Source organism: Aeromonas sp. 604443 (assembly GCF_049170315.1).
Classification (GTDB): Bacteria; Pseudomonadota; Gammaproteobacteria; order Enterobacterales; family Aeromonadaceae; genus Aeromonas; species Aeromonas veronii_A.
In genome coordinates this window covers 114749-133952 of sequence record NZ_JAAKMI010000004.1, presented here as the reverse complement: position 1 = coordinate 133952, position 19204 = coordinate 114749, and the positions used below count along the sequence as shown (strand labels likewise).

Here is a 19204-nt window from a genome sequence, read left to right as displayed (position 1 = left end):
TTTGTCTGATTTGGTTAAGGATTAATTCAATAAAAACAGCATGTTAAATTCAGCCATTCTGACCCGCACGAAGAGGGGGGGTGTCAGGCGATGGAGTAGATTGTTCACTCATTCGGTGATGGGGTTTCCGGGGAGAAGCAAGGGCATGGCGTTGTGCCAGCTCCCGGACGATCTGTTGATAGCGAGCATCAGTGAGCGGGTAGAACAGCAACATCAAGGCAGCAGCGCAAATCAGGGCACAGATCGGGTAGAGAAACATCAGATTGGCGATGCTGCTTTGGGTCTCGGTGCTTTGCGTCGCGTTGGGAACATAGTCTGACCATGCCAGCACCAGCCCGGGAATGAGGCCCGCAAGCGCGGCCGAACATTTGCGGCAGAAGGTCAGACTGCAGTAGACCAGCCCTTCTGTGCGGATGCCGGTTTTCCATTCCCCATACTCGACGGTGTCAGAGATGAACGCCCAGTTGAGACTGTTGACGAAAGCTGATCCCCACAGGGCCAGGGAGGTGAAGAGGATGTAATCGAGAGCACTCTCGCTGTAGAGGTAGTTGAGCAGGTCACCGCATATCCACACGCCAATGCCGGCCAGATAGACAGGCAGTTTGCCAAAACGGTGCACGGCAAAGGGGACCAGCAATACCCCCAGGTAGATACACCCTATGCTGATGAAGCTCATGTAGGCGATCATCGATACGTCGCCAATCACATATTGGGCGTAAAAAACCTGAACAATCAGCTTGGTGTTGAACGCTGCTAGCGTCAGCAGATTGGCCAGCGCCAGGATGCCCAGCGGACGGTTTGCCAGCACGGCCCGTGCGTTGGTTTGTACTGCCGAAAACCCCGATTCGTTGACAACCGATGGCAGCACATGGCGTTCACGAACTCTGCTGTAGCAAAAGAGTACTGCTGCAGCCCCCATGACCGAATAAATCAGTACCGCAACGCTATAGCCGACCTGTGGTTTGTCAAACAGCAATACCAGCGGCATGAACCCCACCGAGCAGAGCAGTAATCCGGTATTGGCTCCGCCCTGGCGCCAGGCGGCGAGCTCGGCTCGGTCCTGGAGTCGCTTGGTGAGGGCCGGGACCATGGCGCCATAGGAGGCATTGCCAAAACTGTAAAAGGCACCAAACATCATGAACAGCAGGGTAAACAGTACTGTTTTAGCGATGACCGGGAGCTCAACGCTGGTAAACAGGGCGGTGTTGATAAGAGCCAGTGGCACTATGGTCCAGAGCAGGAAGGGGCGAAATTTACCTCTGGGGCCGAGCTCGGAACGATTATCCAGCACGCTGCCGGTCACCAGATCGGTGCAGGCGGTAAAGAACTTCGAAACCAGAAAGATTGCTCCGGCCCATGCTGCCGGAATGGCTGCCACATCGGTCAGGAAGATCAGCAAATAGAGAGTTGTGCAGTTGAGCAGGAAGTTATAGCCGAGATCACCCACTCCGTAGGCCATCTTTTCCTGCCATGCCAGACGGTCACTTGCCACATTGCGATATGTCATGGGATCACATCCTTGAAGAGAGCAACAGCGTGGCCAGCACGCCGCTGCCAGTTGCATGAGAGTCAGCTTTGGGTGGTCGCCACACGGCGGGCACCAAGGCTGGCGATGATCTCTTGATAGCGCTGCTCGTTGAGGGTGTAGAAGAGGGCCATCACCAGTGCCGTTACGATGGCCAGGCTTGCCGGGTAGATGAAAATCAGTCCGGTGATCCCGGCTTTGGCGGCATCGGTTTGCTCCACATTGGGCATGTAGCCAACCAGTGCCAGAGCAAACCCGGGGACGAACCCTGCGATAGCTTGCGAACACTTTCTAAAGAAGGTCATGCCGCAGTAGACCAAGCCTTCGGTACGGGTACCGGTTTTCCACTCACCGTACTCAACGGTATCTGAGACAAACGCCCAGTTAAGGCTGTTGACGAAAGAGGTGCCAAAGAACGCCAGCGAGGTGAACAGCACGTAACTCATGACGGTGCCACCGAACAGGTAGTTGGCAATGTCGCCGGAGATCCACAGGCACAATCCGGCCAGATAGACAGGTTTTTTGCCAAAGCGGCGTACCAGCGCAGGCACAGACAACACCCCGAGGTAGATGCACCCCATGCTGACAAAGCTCATGTAAGAGACCATGGAGACATCACCCAGAATGTACTGGGCGTAGAAGACCTGCACGGTGAGTTTGACGTTGAATGCGGAGAGGGTCAGCAGGTTGGCTACTGCCAGCACCAGCAACTGGTTGTTCTTGAGTACCGCCTTGAGCCCCTCCTTGATGGTGGGCTTCTCGACTATCTGGTCAGGGTCATTACCTATGATGGTGTGGTGTTCTTTGACGTTGAGGTAGCAAAAGAGCACCGCCGCCAAGCCGACCGAGGTGTAGGCCAGGGCTGCCACCATGTAGCCGGTCTCCTGGGATTCAAACAACATGGCGATGGGCATGAAACCGACGGTGGCCAGCAACAAGCCAGTGTTGGCTCCGCCCTGACGCCAGGCTGCCAGCTCTGCGCGATCCTGAACGTTTTTGGTCATAGAGGGCACCATGGCGCCATAGCTGGCATTGCCCAGGCTAAAAAACAGGCCAAAGGCCATGAAGCAGACAATGAACAGGGTGGTCTTGGTCTCGCTGTCGAGCTCAAAATTGCAAAACAGCAACATGTTGCAGACAAACAGGGGCACTATGGTCCAGAGCAGCATCGGACGAAACTTGCCGCGAGGTCCGAAGCTCTTGCGGGTGTCGAGGAAAATGCCGGTGCCCAGGTCGGTGAAGCCGGTGAACACTTTCGCCACCAAAAAGATGACGCCTGCCCACGCCGCATTGATACCTGCTACATCGGTCAGAAATTTAAGCAGATAGAGGGTGGTGATATTCAATACAAAGTTGTAACCAAAATCGCCGACGCCATAGGCAAGTTTTTCCCTAAAAGGCAGTCTGCTTTCGATATGCGCCTGAACAACCATTTTATTCTCCATAGTGTGGAACCCATCCGGCCTGCCAATAATCGTAGCGATGCGATTGTTGGCGCAAGGGTGATTGTTGAAAAGTGGGATCCAGATCGAGAGATTGCGCTGGTGGTTAAGGATTCTCTTAAAAATGGTGTTTACAAATGGGCCAAGCGTTTTCATGTGGCGGATGTTGATTGGTGATCGAGATCGCTGTTTGGGTTTTACGCGATTGAAATGAAATCGTAGCGCTATTATTGTGTTTGCGAGCAAGCGGGGATGGCCCGACTAAACAGGAGCTTATGCAATGCAACTCGAATTTTCGTCACAGGCGTTAACGATTCAGCACCAGCAGCAGTTGTTATTTTCTCATCAAGCGGATGCCCCGGCGTTTTATATAGGTAAGGGCCGGGAAAAAATGGAAATTTATCGCGGCAATTTTGATATCGAAGACTATATCGAGTCTCGCGTCGCATTGACTCATATCGAACAGGTTGACAACAACCTGTTTGTTTTTGCCCCGAATGCCTTGACCCCGGCTTTGTTACAGGTGGCTGTGGTGTGTGATGGCGATGATGTGATGCTTTATCCGACCATACTGAACGAGGCATATAACCGCTTTTGGGTCAGATTGCCGGCCGAACGTAAAGAGCATGTCTGGGGTTGTGGCGAGCAGATGTCCTATTTTGATTTGCGTGGCCGTCACTTTCCGTTGTGGACCTCAGAGCCCGGTGTTGGTCGCCATCCCCACAGCGAGATCAAATGGAAAGCCGATGTGATGGGCAAAGCCGGTGGGGATTACTACCACACCAACTATCCGCAACCCACGTTTGTCTCCTCTCGTAAATACAGCTGCCATATCGACACCACCGCTTATGCCGATTTCGATTTTCGTCACGAAGGGTTTCATGAGCTGCAAGTGTGGGCGATCCCGCAGGCCATCGAGTTGCGCACCGCAGAGAGCTATCTGGGCATTATCGAAAAACTGTCTGCCCGGTTTGGCCGCCAGCCCAGGTTGCCTGAGTGGGTTTACAAGGGGGCGATCCTTGGTCTGAAGGGGGGGGAGGTCAATACCTTCAGTCGTCTGGAAAACGCCCTTGACCATGGTATCAAGGTTTCGGGTCTGTGGAGTGAAGACTGGTGCGGCTTGCGGGTCACCTCGTTTGGCAAGCGCCTGTTCTGGGACTGGGATTGGCAGCACCATCAGGATCGCTACCCCAATCTGCCCGCCAGGATCAAGGCGCTCAATGACCAGGGCATCGAGTTCATGGCCTACGTCAACCCCTACCTGTGTGAAGATGGCAAGCTGTTTCCAATCGCCAAAGAGTTCGGCTATATGGCGCTGGACAAGGATGGTCAAGTTGCGCTGGTCGACTTTGGCGAATTCTATTGCGGCTGTGTCGACTTTACCAATCCAGACGCCATGGCCTGGTTCCGTGATACCGTGCTGCGTAAAAACATGCTGGACATGGGGATCAAGGGGTGGATGGCTGACTTTGGCGAGTACCTGCCGACCGATAACATCTACCTGCACAACGGTGTCGATGCCAAGCTGATGCACAATGCCTGGCCGACTCTGTGGGCACAGTGCAACGCAGAAGCGATCGCGATGAACGGCCAAACCGGTGATGCCCTTTTCTTTATGCGAGCCGGTTACACCGGGGTGCAGCAATACTGCCCGCTACTGTGGGCAGGCGATCAATGTGTCGATTTCAGCCGTCACGACGGTCTGGTCACGGTGATCTCGGGGGCGCTCTCCTCCGGTATGTTGGGGAACGCGTATCACCACTCGGATATCGGTGGCTACACCTCACTGTTTGGCAACCGTCGAACCAAGGAGCTGTTTGACCGCTGGGTTGAAATGGCTGCCTTTACCCCAGTCATGCGTACCCACGAAGGTAACCGCCCTGATGAGAATTTCCAGTTTGACCAGGATGGCAGCACGTTGGCGCATTTTGCCCGGATGACCCGAGTTTATTGCCACCTGACTCCTTACTTGCGTAGCCTGGTGGATGAAGCGGCCGAGAAAGGGTATCCGGTTCAACGTGCCCTGATGCTGCATTTTGAACATGATCCCGAGACCTACGTCATACAGGATCAATACCTCTATGGGTCAGAGTTGCTGGTGGCACCGGTTCACCAAGGGGATGTGCGTGAGTGGACAACTTACCTGCCTGCAGGTGAGCAGTGGACGCATGTCTGGAGCGGCCAGCGCTTTACAGGGGGCCAGCGGGTCACTCTGCCTGCACCGATTGGCCAGCCCCCGGTGTTCTATCGTGCCAAAAGTCCCTGGGCTTCGCTGTTTGCCGAGCTAAAGGATCTGGCGTAAATCGCACCGGCGTTCGCCATAGAGGATGCGACCCAGATAACCCATGGCCGTGACAATGTTCACGGCCATTATGTTTCACCAGAGGAGCAGAGCAGCATGATTGACACTCTTGACGTTGTGCAAAACCCCAGCCAGGACGACATCGATTTTTTACGAGACAACCTGATCAAAACCAATCGTGAGTTTGTCGGTGAACAGATACGTCGCCCACTTGCCATCTTCTATCAGGATGAGCAGATGCGTCGTGCCGGAGGATGCAGTGGCCATACCTACGGTAACTGGCTCTATATCGAGTATCTGTGGGTGGCCAGTAGCCTGCGGGGGCGCGGTGTAGGAGGCCGGTTATTGGCAGCAATGGAGCAGGCTGCCCTAGAGCGCGGCTGCCGTTTTTCACAGCTCGATACTTTTAGTTTTCAAGCAAAGCCTTTTTACCAAGCGAGGGGTTATTCCGTCGTGATGACGTTGGAAAAGTGCCCGGTGTTTCATCAGCGATATTACTTAACCAAAATCTTGTAGCGCTGGCAGTGACTGGTGCCCTGCTTAAAAATATCTGACGCAATGGATAGTGTTCTGGTAGATACATGGGGGGCATTTATCTTTATGGGCTATTTATCAAGGCCATGGTTTTGTGATGGTTCATGGTGTGACTATATTGGCTTGGTCACAAAACAAACCGGGTACTCTGTCTGGGGATCAAGTCAAATCCGGCATCAATGATCTCGCCTTTATAATCGGGATCGCGAGCCATCCGCAACATCATAGATGAAGCTTGGCTGGCAACAGAGTGAATATTGATATTGATACTGGACAAGGTCACGGGGGCCAGATAGCCGCTGCCTGGAAAATCGCCAAACCCGATGATAGATAGTTGCTCTGGTACCGGGATATTGCGTGCAATCGCCTCCATCAGCAATGCAGTACCAATGGTATCGTTTGATGCAAAAATGCCGTCGAGTTTGCGCTCTTTGAGCAGTGTCTTGATGAGTAGTTCGCGTGTGGCGGGGTAAATATTGTCGCTGTAAGGGATTTCGACCAACAAGGGATCCATACCCGCCGTCTCAAGTGCCTGGCAAAAGCCGCTGTAGCGGCTCTGCGCACGCACGTCATCGTTAAAACGGGTCGTGAAATAGGCAATTTTATGGCAGCCGGAGCGTATCAGGTAAGATGCGGCATCGTAACCCACCTGAAAATGATCTATACCGACCTGCGCGACAAACGGACTGGCTTCACCGATTTGCCATGCTTGAACCACAGGCACCGCACTGTGCTCCAGCATACGAATCGTAGTATCACTGTGCTTCGCGCCAGTGAGGGTTATGGCGGCAGGAGACCATTGTAAAATGGAGCGGATCTGCTGCTCCTCTTTTTCCATTGAGTGATCATGAGATGCGATATAGAGCTGAAAACCTGCATCACTCACGATATGTTCAATCTGCTGGACAAAGGTACTAAAGGTAATATTGGAAATGGAAGGAACGATAATTGCCATTGCCGAGCTTCGCCCGGCAGTAAACTGACTGGCAATTTTGTTGTGCACATAACCCAATTCATCAATGGCACGCTGAATTTTATGGCCGGTATTGGCTTTTACCTTGTCTGGATGACGTACATAAAGTGAGACTGTCGAGGGGGACACCTTGGCCAGGGCCGCGACATCATCAAGCTTGACGGTTTGTTTGCTTCTCGAGGACACGTGTTCTGCTTCCTGATTGGTTTTACTCGGCTCGACATCCTTCGTTATCTGAGGGAAAAGCCATCCAATAATCTCCCGACATGTATTTAAGTGTATAAAAAATAAGGCTTAAATAAAAGTGATGATTCGCTGTAGGAGGTGCGTCGGCAATTCGGGTTACTTGTATGGTAATTAGATTTTGGTTAGCCATTACAAATAAAAACGTGTTGCCAAGAGCGCTTGAGCGTTTTGGCATCCAATGTCGAAAAATGAGCCTCTTTAACTGCCATGACCCATGGCAGTTAACTGTTCAAATAAACACCGCACCACATGGTGAAGGGTGGTTACTTCAGGGTATGAGTATTTAGTGTTATGGGAATCGGTAGTTCTCATCAGCACTCTCTGCAATCGTCTAATGGGTGTTACAACCGCGTTGGATAGCTCACCGTTCAGTGCCTGGGACGTAGCGACAACCACTTGGCAGGGGGGTTATTGAGCGTGTGGCTCTGATGAAGGTAGTGGAGAGACGATCGCCTCCTGCCTGTATTGGCGCAGCAGTTTGAGGAAATCATCCGGTTCCCGATCCAGGCTGCCTACCGGGATCAACAGGTCATAACCGAGCAAGTGGCGCATGCGAATCATCCGTTGAGCCAGCATGGCCAATGCGCCATCGTAGTGCAGCCCTTGCGGGGAGCAAAAGTGACTCTCCTCCAGCCAGTCGATGCCTTGTAAGGGGTCATTTGTATGCACTGGCTGCCCATGGAGCTGCTCATTATGCAGGGCATGCAGCAACACAGGGCGCTGCTCTGTCAACAGATGCACGGCCAGTCTGGGAGTGATCAGTGTCAGAAACTCGTCATACTGTTTTATCTTGAAACCGATATAGGGCAGGGGCTGGAGATCCCAACCAACATGGATTCTGGGTTGATCGATACGCTGGATGTTGTGCCACTTCAGTGCCCAGCCGCCATATTTGTGGTGATAGTGGAGGGAGTGCTGGCATAGGGATAGGCTGATCGGGGGCTCATTGAGCTTGAACCAGCCTATCAAGGTTATCATCATGCCACTCAGTAGCAACAATATATAGGCCGGGAGCACCGGGCCTTCCACAAGCAACCAGAGTAGTAATAGCATCAGGCTGGTGATGAGCCCCCCGGCCCAGATCAGGGTTAGTCCGTTTCGGCGGACCAGAGGCTTTATATGTTGTGTCTCCATTTAACCTCCTTGTCCTGATGAGGGGAGCGATCTTTTATTACACCACCCGTTTGTCTTTGACCAAGTATAAGCGCCGCGTTTTTGCGCTGGCCAGCAAAGCAAATGGCAGTCATGGGCCGGCTCGGGTATAGTCCTGCGCCATTGGCGTTATCCTGTTTTGCTGACCCGTCGTGGCCCTGGTGGTGGCGAGGGGCAGGCCCGTGTAAGGAGTGTTATGAAGTTCAGTCCCCTGCTCGATGAGATGATGAAAGCCCTGCAGGTATTGCCGGGGGTGGGGCCCAAGTCTGCCCAGCGGATGGCTTTTACCCTGCTCGAGCGTGAGCGCAGCGGCGGTTTGCGTCTGGCCCAGCTGCTCTCTCGCGCCCTGACCGAGATTGGTCACTGCAGCCACTGTCGCACCTTTACCGAGAACGACCGCTGCGATATCTGCGCCAATCCCAAGCGGGAAGAGAATGGCCTGCTCTGCGTGGTGGAGAGCCCGGCGGACGTGGCGGCCATCGAGCAGACCGGTCAGTTTTCCGGTCGTTACTTTGTGCTGATGGGCCATCTGTCGCCGCTGGACGGCATCGGCCCGGAGGAGCTGGGGCTCGATATTCTCGAGCGCCGTCTGAAGGAAGAGCACATCAGTGAGCTGATCCTCGCTACTAATCCCACCATCGAGGGGGATGCTACCGCCTGGTATATCGCTGATATGGCCCGTGCTGCCGGGGTAGAGGTGAGCCGCATCGCCCACGGTGTGCCGGTGGGCGGAGAGCTGGAGCTGGTGGATGGCACCACGCTCTCCCACTCCCTGATGGGGCGTCAGCGCCTCAAATAAGGGGCGGGATAGGGCTGTATCATTGCGGCTTGATCAGAAAATCGGCAGTTGAATGGAAAAAGGGGGCGAATGAGCAGGATTGCACATTCGCCCCCTTGATATTTGATTGGCCGTCCCCATCTAGGTTGGGCATATGTTCAACCCGATGTTTCTGAGGATTGGTCCATGACCCAAAGTGTTCATGCCGAAACCCACGGCTTTCAGACTGAAGTCAAACAACTGCTGAGCCTGATGGCTCACAGCCTCTACTCCAACAAAGAAGTATTCCTGCGCGAGCTGATCTCCAACGCATCCGATGCGGCGGACAAGCTGCGCTTCAAGGCGCTTTCCGATGCCTCTTTGTTTGAAAACGACGGCCAGTTGCGTGTGCGCCTGGTGGTGGACAAAGAGAAGCGTACCCTGACCATCTCCGATAACGGGATCGGTATGACCCGTGATCAGGTGATCGAGCATCTGGGTACCATCGCCAAGTCCGGCACCGCCGAATTCTTCAAAAACCTCTCCGGCGATCAGGGTAAGGATTCCCAGCTGATCGGTCAGTTCGGGGTCGGTTTCTACTCCGCCTTTATCGTGGCCGACAAGGTGACCGTGGTCTCCCGCGCCGCCGGCACCGCGCCGGAGCAGGGCGTACAGTGGGAATCGGAAGGGGAAGGCTCCTTCACCGTGGCTGACGTGACCAAAGAGGGTCGCGGTACCGATGTTATCCTGCACCTGCGTGCCGAAGAGGACGAGTTCCTCGACGACTGGCGTCTGCGCTCCGTGGTGAGCAAATACTCCGACCACATCAGCGTGCCGGTGGAAATGTACAAAGAGGGTACCCCGGATCGGGAAGAGGATGGTGAGACCATCGTCGGCACCCCGGGCGAGTGGGAGCAGGTCAACCGCGCGACTGCACTGTGGACCCGTAACCCGAAAGATATCAAGGACGAGGAGTATCAGGAGTTCTACAAGCACGTCGCCCACGACTTTGAAGACCCGCTTCTGTGGGGTCACAACCGGGTGGAAGGGGCGCAGGAGTATACCAGCCTGCTCTACGTACCGGCCCGCGCACCGTTTGACCTCTATAACCGCGAGCAGAAGCACGGTCTGAAGCTCTACGTACAGCGCGTCTTTATCATGGACGACGCCGAGCAGTTTATGCCGACCTACCTGCGCTTTGTCAAAGGGGTGCTGGACTCCAACGATCTGCCGCTCAACGTTAGCCGTGAAATCCTGCAGGACAACAAGGTGACCGCCTCCCTGCGCAAGGCTTGCTCCAAGCGCGTCCTGACCATGCTCTCCAAGCTGGCGAAAGACGATGCCGAGAAGTACGCCAAGTTCTGGAAAGAGTTCGGTAACGTGCTCAAAGAGGGCCCGGCCGAGGATTACGCCAACCGCGAAGAGATCGCGAAGCTCCTGCGCTTTGCCAGCACCGCTGGCGAGGGCGAAGCCCAGACAGTCTCTCTCGAGGATTACGTTGGCCGCATGAAGGAAGGTCAGCAGAAGATTTACTACATCACCGCCGACTCCTATGCCGCTGCCAAGAACAGCCCGCATCTCGAGATCTTCCGCAAGAAGGGTGTCGAAGTGCTGCTGATGTGGGAGCGAGTGGACGAGTGGCTGATGAGCCACCTGACCGAGTTCGACGGCAAGCAGCTCATCTCCGTCACCCGTGGCGAACTGGATCTCGGCGATCTGGAAGATGAAGCCTCCAAGCAGGCGCAGGAAGAGGCCGAAAAAGCTAACGCCGGTCTGGTGGAGCGGGTCAAGAAGAGCCTGGGCGATGCAGTGAAAGAGGTGCGTGTCACTCACCGTCTGACCGATTCACCCTCTTGCATCGTCACTGACGCCTACGGTATGAGCACCCAGATGATCAAGCTCATGCGTGCGGCCGGCCAGCCGGTACCGGAGCAGAAGTACATTCTGGAGCTCAACCCTGACCATGCGCTGGTGAAGAAACTCGACACCATTGAAGACGAGGCTCTGTTCGGTGAGTGGGTCACCCTGCTGCACGAACAGGCCCAGCTGGCCGAGCAGGGCGGGCTGAACGATCCGGCGAGCTTCGTCTCCCGTATCAACCGTCTGCTGCTGCAAGCCTAAGCAGCAACGCCGGTAACAGAAAGCCCACTGCATGCAGTGGGCTTTTTTGATCTCGCCGAGTGAGCTCGGCGAAACACAGCGGCAAGGGAGCGGCCAGCGCCTCTCTATTTGCGGTATTCGTTGTTGTAGTTCTGGATGAGACGGCGAGTCACCTCATGCTGGGGATCGGCAAACACCTTGAGAGTCTTGCCGCGCTCCACCACCCGACCTTCGTGCATTACCAGCACCTCGTCGCTGATATGGCTGACGATGCCCAGATCGTTGGCTACCAGCACATAACTCAGTCCCATGGTCTCCTGCATATCCAGCAGCAGATTGATGATCTGGGAGCGTACCGAGATATCCAGGGTGGAGAGCGCCTCATCGGCCACCACTATCTTGGGGTTGAGGATCAGCGCGCGTGCCAGCGCCACCCGCTGTTGCTGACCGGAGGAGAGCATCTGCGGATAGAACAGGGCGTGGTCCGGCAGCATCCCCACCATGCGCAGGGTTTGCACCACCTTCTCACGGCGCTCCTCCTCGGTCATCTCGGTGTTGAGACGCAGCGGGGTTTCCAGGATCTGGCCGACCCGGATCTTGCGGTTCAGCGAGGTGTTGGGATCCTGAAAAATCATCCGCAGCAGTTTGCAGCGAGTCTGGTAATCGCCATGCACCATCAGTTGGCCGTCGATGGCGATGTCGCCGCTGGTGGGTTCGATCATGCCGGCTAGAATGCGGGCGAGGGTACTCTTGCCGGAGCCAGCTTCGCCGACGATGGCGAGGGTCTGGCCCACTTCGAGATCGAACGAGAGGGGCTTGATCGCCTCTACTGCCTGACGACGAAACAGACCGGTACGGTTCTGGTAGGTTTTGCTAAGGCCTCTGACCTGCAACAGGGATGGCTCGATCACAAGCGGGGCTCCTTCATGGGGGCATTAACGGTCATCATTTTTTGGGCTCCTCCATGTTCAGCGGGAAGTGACAGCTGAACTGATGGCCCTTGATCTTGTTCATCAAAGGAGTCTGCACGCACTGCTTCTGGGCGTAGGGGCAGCGCGGCCCCAGACGGCAGCCGATGGGCAGGTGTTGCAGTGGCGGGATGACGCCGGGCAGGGTCTCGAGGCGCGACTTGTGGCGCACCAGCTTGTCAAAGTCGGGGATCGATTTGAGCAGGGCATCGGTATAGGGGTGATGCGGGGTCTCAAGGATCTGCTCCCGGGTGCCCACTTCCACCATCTGGCCGCAGTACATCACGTTGATGGTATCGGTCAGGTTGGCGATGGCGGCGATGTCGTTACTGATGATCAGGATGGTGGTATTGCCCAGCTTGTTCATCTTGTCCAGGAGTCGCAGGATCTGGGAGTGGGTGGTGGACTCCATGGCGCTGGTGGGCTCGTCGGCTACCAGCAGACGCGGCTGGTTGGCAATGGCCATGGCGATCATCACCTTCTGGCACATGCCATCCGACAGCTCATGGGGATAGGCGCGCATCACCTTGCGGTGATCCTTGACGCCGACCCGGTGCAGCAGGGCGATGGCCTTCTTCTTGCGCCACTGGAAGCGTTGCCAGAATTGCCCCTCGAACGAATCGGTCGGGATTGCCTCTTCCAGCTGGGTGCCGATCTCCTCGGAGGGGTCGAGACAGCTGATGGGGTCCTGGAAGATCATGGCGATCTCGCGACCCATGATGCGACGGCGCTCCTTGGGAGGCATGCTCAGCAGATCCATGTCGTTGAAGCGCATCCGGTCGGCACGTACCGTCCAGTTGTCCTTCTCGATGCCGACGATCACCTTGGCGATCAGACTTTTACCTGAGCCGGATTCACCCACCAGACCGCGGATCTCCCCCTCGGTCAGGGTCAGGCTCACCTTGTCCACCGCCTTGACCTTGCCTTGCGGTGTGTCGATCTCGATGGTGAGATTGCGAATATCGAGCAGCGGCATCAGTCATTCCCCTCTTTGAGTGCTTCGCGGATGCCTTCACCAACCAGGTTGGTGGCCAGCACGCTGAACAGGATAGCCATGCCCGGCAAAGTGACGGTCCAGGGTGCGAGATAGATAAGATCGCTCGAATCGGCCAGCATGGTGCCCCACTCAGGTTGGGGAGACTGGGCGCCGAGACCGAGAAACCCGACCGCCGAGATATCGAGAATGGCCGCCGACAAGGTGCGGGTGGTCTGGGCCACCAGGGTCTCGACGATATTGGGCAAAATAGCCAGCCGCATGATCCTGAAGGGGGGCGAGCCATCGAGCCGACTGGCAATGATGTACTCCTTCTGCATCTCGGCATGCACCGCGTTGTAGGTGGCCCGGATAAAGGGGGGGATCAATGCCAGGGTAATGGCGATCAGGGTATTGCCAAGGCCCGGCCCCAGAATGGCAACCATGATGATGGCCATCAGCAGGGAGGGGATGGAGAGCAGGGTATCGAGCAGGTGGTGCAGCACGCTCGATTTCAGCCCCTTGCTCATGCCGCCGAGTATGCCGATGGCGGAGCCCACCACCATGGCGATCACCACCACGACAAGGGCACAGCCGAAGGTGAGACGTGCCCCCACCACCAGCCGGGAGAGCATGTCGCGCCCCAAATCATCGGTGCCGAGGAAGTAGTCGATGTTGCCGGTCGCCGCCCACGAGGGGGCGAGCAGCAGCTTGTCGGTGTGCTGTTCATCGATGCCGTAGGGGACGACCAGCGGCCCCACCAGCGTGATGAGCAGCAACAGCAAAAAGCACCAGAGCCCCGCCATCGCCAACGGATTGCGGCTGTAGGAGGCCCACGTCTGCTCAAGGGGCGAGAGGATCTTGAGCTCGGGATAGATGTTCGATTTATCTTGCATAGGATACCTGGCTCCTGGTCACGCCATGAGCGCGTTCAATCTTGTTTGGCATACAACTCTTTGCGCCGTGCCGGATAGATAAGGGTGGTCAGCAACTCGGTGCTGACGCTGGTCAGGATCACGAAACTGGCCACCACCAGAGTCGCGCCGCGAATGGCGGCGTAATCCTGCAGGGCGATGCTGCTGATGAGCCAGCGGCCGATCCCGTGCCACTCGAACACCACCTCGGTGATCATGGCGGAGGTGAGCACGCTACCCAGTTGCAGACCCAGCAGCGGCAGTACCGGCGGCAGGGCGTTCTTCAGACCATGGCGCCAGACGATCTGCGCCTTGGAAAGGCCCCGGCTCGCCGCCGCCTTGATGTAGTTCTGCTTCATCACGTCGATGAGGGAGCTGCGCACATGGCGGATCACCTCGGTGGTGGGCACCACCGCCAGCACCAGTGATGGGAGAATGAGGTGGCGCAGGGCATCGTGCAGCGCCGCTTGCCGCCAGGGTTCGTTGCTGAGCAGCACATCGATCACCGCGATGCCCGTGATGGGGGGCACGTCGTAGAGCAGGCTGATCTGCCCGGAGGCTGGCAACCAGCCGAGATCCAGCGAAAAGAGCATTACCACCAGCAGCGCCAGCCAGAACACCGGCACCGCATAGCCGATAAGACCGGCAGCCATGATGGAGAGATCCAGCGTCTTGCCCTGGGACAGGGCCGCCAGGGTGCCGAGAGGAATGCCCACCAGCAATGAGATGGCGAACGCCGCCAGACAGAGGATCAGGGTCGCCGGGAAGTAGTGGCGGATCTCGTCCAGCACCGGTAGCCCGGAGACGCTGGAGAGCCCCAGGTCACCTGCGAAAATGCGGCGCAGGAAGTCGGGATAGCCGCTCCAGAAGCTGAGCTGATTGCCGATCAGCCGATAGTCCAGCAGATAGGCGACAAAGGTCAGCGCCAGCAGGGTGATGAGCAGCAGGTTGATGCGGCGCAAGGTGTATAGAAGCATGCTTACTCCCTGTGAGCCTGGTTGAAGGAGGTGCCGCCAAAGGGCATCAGCGTCAGCCCCTCGATGTCGCTGCGGCTGACCTGGGTACGCAAGGCGTGTGCCAGCGGGATCAGCGGCAGCTGTTCGTTAAGCAGGGTCTGGGCATAGTAGTAGTTACGCAGCCGGAACGAGAGCTGGGGCGTGGTGACCGCATCATCCAGCAGCTGATCGAAGGCCGGGCTACACCAGCGGCTGTAGTTGTTGCCGCGCTCCACTGCCGAGCAGCTCAGCAGCTGGCGGAAGAAGTTGTCCGGATCGGCGTTGTCGGCAATCCATCCGGAGAGCAGGCTGTCGTACTGCCCCTTGGTGAGGCGGCCTTCGATCACCGGCCACTCCCGTTGCACGATCTTGAGCTTGATCCCGACCTTGGCCAGATCGCTGCGGATCAGCTGGGCGGTCTTGACCGCATCCGGGTTGTAGGGGCGGGCGTCTGGCTGTACCAGCACCTGCATCTCGAACCCTTTCTCCAGACCCGCCTCCTTGAGCAGCTGGCGCGCCCGTTTCAGGTCGGGTTTGCGCTCGGGCAGGCTGGGGTTGTACCCCCATGAGAGGGTCGGCAGCAGGCTGTTGGCGGGCAGGCCGGTATCGAAATAGACCGCCTGCAACAGGTTGTCGATGTTGATGGCGCTGGCAATGGCCTGACGCACCTTGACGTTGTTGAATGGCGGCTTGCGGGTATTGAGGGCCAAAAAGGCCACGTTCATCCCCGACTGGACCGAGAGGCTCAGCGCCGGATTTTGCTTGATCACCGAGAGCTGGCTGGCGGAAGGGGTGCTCATCACGTCGCACTCGCCGGTCAGCAGCTTGGCCAGCCGTTTGGCGGATTTGGGGGTGATGTCGTAGACCAGCTGTTCAATCTTGGCATCGCCGCCCCAGTAGCCGGGGTGGCGCAGATAGCGAATGAACTCGTTGTGGCGATACTCCTTGAAGCTGAACGGCCCGGTGCCGATGGGGCGGCTATCCAGCAGGGCTGGCGTGCCCGCCTGCAACATCTGCTCGGCGTATTCGGCGGAGAGGATCACCGCATAGTCGCTGGCCAGGGTGGCGAGGAAGGAGGCGTTTGGCTGGTTCAGCTCGAACACTACCGTCTGCGGCCCCTTCTTGCTCACCCGCTTGATCAGCAGATCTTGCCCCAAGCTGTAGAAGTAGGGGTAATCGCCGCCGGAAACCTGATGATAGGGGTGCTGCTCGTCCAGCTGGCGGGCATAGGTGAAGACCACGTCATCGGCATTGAAAGTGCGGGTGGGCTTGAACCAGGGGGTATGGTGAAACGTCACCCCCTTGCGCAGGGTCAGGGTATAGGTGAGGCCATCCTCGCTGACATGCCAGTTGGTGGCGAGCGCCGGCTCCAGCGCCAGGGTGTTGGGGTTCACCTCCAGCAGGCGGTCGTAGAGCGGACGGGCACTGGCATCCAGTGTCACCCCGGAGTTGGAAACATGGGGATTGAAGGAGAGGGGGGATCCCTCAGCACAATAGATGAGTCCGGTTTTGGAGGCCTCGGGTTGCTTCTGGCAGCCGGTGACCAGCACCAGCATACCCAGCAGCAAGGGTGTGAGCATTCTCATTGTTGAACCATGTTCTTATAGGGGTTTTGTACGCACGTTTTGATACAAATGTGCCAGCGCGAAGGCTGGCGTGTTGCTGGAGTCGGCATCAACCGCGCTCCTTCACTCTTGTTCTGCATCGTTATCGCCATCCAGCAGCTGATATTTGCGTAGCATGCCACGGAACTGGTGATAGCTTAAGGCCAGCAGTTGAGCGGCTTTGCGCTGATTATACTGGGATTGCTGCATTGCTTGCTTGAGTAAATTAATCTCGTACTCCGCCACCGCCTGCTTGAGATCGAGCGGTAAGGCGAGGGGGGATGCAGATTGTACCTCGCTTCGGGCCTCTTGCGCAGGTTGCGTGACCTGTGGTCGCCAGGGGGAATCAAACGGGTTGAGCACCAGGGTCGAGAGCGGCAGCTGGGGATTGCCCTGACGATAGATACTTCGCTCCACCACGTTCTTCAGCTCCCGCACGTTGCCCGGCCAGTGGTAATCCAGCAGCAGCTGGGTTGCCTTGCGCGAGAAACCGGCAAACAGCGGATAGCCCAGCTCCCGGGTCATGGTGTGGGCGAAGTGCTCCGCCAGCATCAGGATATCTTCCCGCCGCTCCCGCAAGGGGGGGAGGGTGATCACATCAAACGCGAGCCGGTCGAGCAGATCGTGGCGAAACTGCCCCTTGTCGGCCAGCGCAGGGAGATCCTCGTTGGTGGCGCAGACCAGTCGCACATCCACCTTGAGGGGCTTGGCCCCACCCACCCGCTCGAACTCGCCATACTCGATGACTCGCAGCAGCTTCTCCTGCACCCGGGCGCTGGTGGTGGCCAGCTCGTCAAGGAACAGGGTGCCGCCATCGGCCCGCTCGAAGCGGCCTTGGTGGCGCTTGGCGGCGCCGGTAAACGATCCCGCTTCGTGACCGAACAGCTCGGTCTCCAGCAGGCTCTCGCTCAGGGTGGCGCAGTTGATGGTGACAAAGCTTTGATCCCAGCGCGCCGAGAGATAATGTAGGCGGTGGGCGATCAGCTCCTTGCCCGTCCCCCGCTCACCGATGATCAGCACGGGTTTGCGCAGCGGGGCGAGCCGTGAGGCCTGCTCAATGATCTCGAGAAATGCGTTGGATTCCCCCAGCAGGCTTTCCGTGGCCGTGGTCATAGTGATCCCTGTCAGTTGTAAAAGCTGGTCAATCTTACCAAAAGTTGGTGATTTTAATCATCTCTTGCGCGAGGCATCTTGCAATTCGGCTATTCTGCCCCATATAAATCAACAAGTTAAATTTTGTTCCAGATTGGCACACAAGTTGCCATTGTCAATGGAGAAACAACGCCATGCCAATAACAGGAGTGCAATCATGAGTATTTTTTCCCGTCTGGCCGACATCATCAATTCCAACCTGACGGCTCTGCTCGACAAGGCAGAAGATCCCCAGAAAATGGTGCGCCTGATCATCCAGGAGATGGAGGACGAGCTGGTCAAGGAACGTTCCAATCTGGCCCGCTTCCTCGCCAGCCAGAAAGAGATTGGTCGTCAGGTCGCCCGTCATCAGGAGCGGGTCGACGAGTGGCAAGCCAAGGCCGAGCTGGCCCTGACCAAAGGGCGTGAAGATCTGGCCCGCGCCGCCCTTATCGAGAAGAAGAAACAGACCGAGTTGTCAGAGACCCTCTACCGCGAGCAGCAAGCGGTCGACAGCGGTATCGAGAAGCTGGGTGAGGAGATCCGCCAGCTCGAAGCCAAGCTGGAAGATGCCCGCGCCCGTCAAAAGGCGATGGCCATTCGCACCGAAGCGGCCAGCAGCCGTCTCAATGTGCAGAGCCAGGTAGCCCGTGGCGAGAGCCAGGCTGTGGTGAGCAAGTTTGAGCGGATGGAGCGTCGCATCGACGAAATGGAAGCGCGCGCCGATCTGGGTCAGTCCGACAAGGCGCTGGCGCAGCAGTTTGCCGAGCTGGAAGTGGACGATCAGATAAGCCGTGAGCTGGAAGCCATGCGCCAGAAGCTGGGTCAGGGCGACAGCAAAAGCGAAGGCAAACAGGGGGAGTAACAGATGGAAGATCTGCTGGGCGTATTGATGGTTCCCATGGTGGTCTTCATGGTGGTGGTGGCCCCCATCTGGCTGGTGCTGCACTATCGTGCCAAGGGGCGGATTGGCGCCGGTCTTGCCGATAGCGAGCGGGAACAGCTGCAAGGGCTGCTGGCTCGCACCGAGAAGATGCAGGAGCGAGTGGGCGCGCTGGAGTCGATTCTGGACGCGGAAGTACCCGGTTGGAGGAACAAGGTATGAGCAGTGTCAGTCGTGAAGGGCGTAACCTCTATCGCGATCCCCAGCGCGGCAAGATAGCCGGGATCTGTGCCGGTTTGGCAGAGTATTTCGGGGTGGAGACCTGGATCGTGCGGCTGCTCGCCATCAGTGGCCTTATCTTCGCCGGTTTCATCACCTTCACCGCCTATATCGCTGCCTGGTTCCTGCTCGATAAAAAGCCGGTCACCCTCTACTCGCAAGAGGATGCCGACTTTGCCGAGGTGCGGATGAAAGCGCGCAGCTGGCAGGCGGGGATCACCCCTCATCAGGCGCTGGGCCGCATCGCGCAGGAACTTGACGCGCTGGAGCCCAGAGTTCAGCGGATCGAGAAGCTGGTGACCTCCAGGGAGTTCACCCTGCAGCGGGAGTTTCGCAAGCTGTAGTGCTTGCCAAAACACTCAATGTCGATGGTGGAATCTTCTGTGATGATCCACCATCGACGACAACTATCCAGACGTGGATAAG

At 57.1% G+C, this 19204-nt stretch carries 18 protein-coding genes; 8 read left to right on the top strand and 10 right to left on the bottom strand.

Going from position 1 to position 19204, the window contains the following annotated elements; genetic code table 11:
• Positions 1-49 precede the first annotated feature (49 nt).
• Both G5380_RS08160 and G5380_RS08155 read right to left on the bottom strand, forming a co-directional pair.
• Positions 50-1507: a glycoside-pentoside-hexuronide (GPH):cation symporter gene (locus G5380_RS08160; RefSeq protein ID WP_412782181.1), complete on the bottom strand. Its 1458-nt coding sequence runs from the start codon at positions 1505-1507 to the stop codon at positions 50-52.
• Between the two features lie 62 nt (positions 1508-1569).
• Entirely contained in the window at positions 1570-2958 is a 1389-nt protein-coding gene (locus tag G5380_RS08155; protein ID WP_041234289.1) for a glycoside-pentoside-hexuronide (GPH):cation symporter, read from the bottom strand.
• Between G5380_RS08155 and G5380_RS08150 the strand changes: the two genes are divergently transcribed.
• The 3 genes from G5380_RS08150 (at position 2941) to G5380_RS08140 (ending at position 5785) form a co-directional block, all read left to right on the top strand.
• Positions 2941-3144, top strand: coding sequence for a hypothetical protein (locus tag G5380_RS08150; protein WP_421236286.1), 204 nt, complete (start codon positions 2941-2943; stop codon positions 3142-3144). The two genes, G5380_RS08155 and G5380_RS08150, sit on opposite strands and share 18 nt — an antisense overlap.
• A 103-nt stretch (positions 3145-3247) precedes the next feature.
• On the top strand, positions 3248-5269 hold the full coding sequence (locus G5380_RS08145) for an alpha-glucosidase (RefSeq protein WP_421352633.1): 2022 nt from the start codon (positions 3248-3250) through the stop codon (positions 5267-5269).
• Positions 5270-5365: 96 nt separating this feature from the next.
• Positions 5366-5785: a GNAT family N-acetyltransferase gene (locus tag G5380_RS08140; RefSeq protein ID WP_421207032.1), complete on the top strand. Its 420-nt coding sequence runs from the start codon at positions 5366-5368 to the stop codon at positions 5783-5785.
• A 145-nt stretch (positions 5786-5930) separates the two neighbouring features.
• Here G5380_RS08140 and G5380_RS08135 read toward each other — a convergent pair whose 3' ends face one another.
• Together G5380_RS08135 and G5380_RS08130 are read right to left on the bottom strand one after the other, a co-directional pair.
• Positions 5931-6962 (bottom strand): LacI family DNA-binding transcriptional regulator, encoded by a 1032-nt coding sequence (locus G5380_RS08135; RefSeq protein ID WP_421352632.1) that lies wholly within the window; start codon positions 6960-6962, stop codon positions 5931-5933.
• A gap of 468 nt (positions 6963-7430) precedes the next feature.
• Entirely contained in the window at positions 7431-8156 is a 726-nt protein-coding gene (locus tag G5380_RS08130; RefSeq protein ID WP_266134807.1) for a DUF2982 domain-containing protein, read from the bottom strand.
• Between the two features lie 214 nt (positions 8157-8370).
• Here G5380_RS08130 and recR point away from each other — a divergent pair, with 214 nt between their 5' ends.
• Positions 8371-8973: a recombination mediator RecR gene (recR, locus tag G5380_RS08125; RefSeq protein ID WP_019444931.1), complete on the top strand. Its 603-nt coding sequence runs from the start codon at positions 8371-8373 to the stop codon at positions 8971-8973.
• A gap of 165 nt (positions 8974-9138) precedes the next feature.
• Complete coding sequence (gene htpG, locus G5380_RS08120) at positions 9139-11052, top strand: molecular chaperone HtpG (RefSeq protein WP_139746660.1); 1914 nt, start codon at positions 9139-9141, stop codon at positions 11050-11052.
• Positions 11053-11156: 104 nt separating this feature from the next.
• Here htpG and G5380_RS08115 read toward each other — a convergent pair whose 3' ends face one another.
• The 6 genes from G5380_RS08115 to pspF form a co-directional block, all read right to left on the bottom strand.
• On the bottom strand, positions 11157-11942 hold the full coding sequence (locus G5380_RS08115; protein WP_421209248.1) for an ATP-binding cassette domain-containing protein: 786 nt from the start codon (positions 11940-11942) through the stop codon (positions 11157-11159).
• A gap of 34 nt (positions 11943-11976) precedes the next feature.
• Entirely contained in the window at positions 11977-12975 is a 999-nt protein-coding gene (locus G5380_RS08110; RefSeq protein WP_227342654.1) for an oligopeptide/dipeptide ABC transporter ATP-binding protein, read from the bottom strand.
• A complete protein-coding gene (locus G5380_RS08105) occupies positions 12975-13868 on the bottom strand; it encodes an ABC transporter permease subunit (RefSeq protein WP_216953434.1) in 894 nt (297 codons plus the stop codon). Before G5380_RS08105 ends, G5380_RS08110 begins: the two co-directional genes overlap by 1 nt.
• Before the next feature lie 35 nt (positions 13869-13903).
• Positions 13904-14863: an ABC transporter permease gene (locus tag G5380_RS08100; RefSeq protein WP_158109240.1), complete on the bottom strand. Its 960-nt coding sequence runs from the start codon at positions 14861-14863 to the stop codon at positions 13904-13906.
• A 2-nt stretch (positions 14864-14865) separates the two neighbouring features.
• A complete protein-coding gene (gene sapA / locus G5380_RS08095; RefSeq protein WP_421209290.1) occupies positions 14866-16461 on the bottom strand; it encodes an ABC transporter substrate-binding protein SapA in 1596 nt (531 codons plus the stop codon).
• A gap of 108 nt (positions 16462-16569) precedes the next feature.
• Entirely contained in the window at positions 16570-17598 is a 1029-nt protein-coding gene (gene pspF / locus G5380_RS08090; protein WP_201939609.1) for a phage shock protein operon transcriptional activator, read from the bottom strand.
• A gap of 196 nt (positions 17599-17794) precedes the next feature.
• Here pspF and pspA point away from each other — a divergent pair, with 196 nt between their 5' ends.
• Genes pspA through pspC form a run of 3 tightly spaced genes read left to right on the top strand, consistent with a single transcriptional unit; the run spans position 17795 to position 19122 of the window.
• Complete coding sequence (gene pspA, locus G5380_RS08085; protein ID WP_005361184.1) at positions 17795-18481, top strand: phage shock protein PspA; 687 nt, start codon at positions 17795-17797, stop codon at positions 18479-18481.
• Between the two features lie 3 nt (positions 18482-18484).
• Positions 18485-18721 carry an envelope stress response membrane protein PspB gene (gene pspB / locus G5380_RS08080; protein WP_005333672.1) on the top strand — a complete coding sequence of 79 codons (237 nt, stop codon included), beginning with the start codon at positions 18485-18487 and terminating at the stop codon, positions 18719-18721.
• Positions 18718-19122, top strand: a complete 405-nt coding sequence (gene pspC, locus G5380_RS08075) for an envelope stress response membrane protein PspC (RefSeq protein WP_005333670.1) — start codon at positions 18718-18720, stop codon at positions 19120-19122. Before pspB ends, pspC begins: the two co-directional genes overlap by 4 nt.
• Positions 19123-19204 lie beyond the last annotated feature (82 nt).